Origin of the sequence: Streptomyces sp. SM1, assembly GCF_002910825.1 — a bacterium.
Lineage (GTDB): Bacteria > Actinomycetota > Actinomycetes > Streptomycetales > Streptomycetaceae > Streptomyces > Streptomyces okerensis.
Genome location: NZ_NEUB01000552.1, coordinates 1 through 317, shown reverse-complemented (window position 1 = coordinate 317; position 317 = coordinate 1). Strand labels below are relative to the sequence as shown.

Annotated in this window: 1 pseudogene; it reads right to left on the bottom strand. The window is 77.9% G+C overall.

Annotated features, from left to right (window positions below):
- Window positions 1–317: pseudogene (locus tag B9S61_RS40815) on the bottom strand (hypothetical protein); the annotation flags it as partial.

Here is a 317-nt window from a genome sequence, read left to right as displayed (position 1 = left end):
GTGACCACCGGGGCCGCCACGGTGACCGCGGCCTCCTCGGCGGGCGACGGGCTGTCGGCGGACACCGTGTCCACCGCCACCTCCTCCGCCGACCTGCGGGTACGGCGGCGGCGCGACTTCGTGTGGGCCTCGGAGGGCTCCACAGCCGCTTCTTCCGCGGTGCTGCCCTCGACGGTGTCGACGGCGGACTCCGCCGCCTCCACGGGCTCCACCGAGCTCACCGTCCCGGCGGACGGCGCACCCGCGAGGGCTCCGCCCCGGGTACGGCGACGGCGGCGCGGGGTGCGCACGGCTGTGCCGGCCTCGGTCTCGTCGGT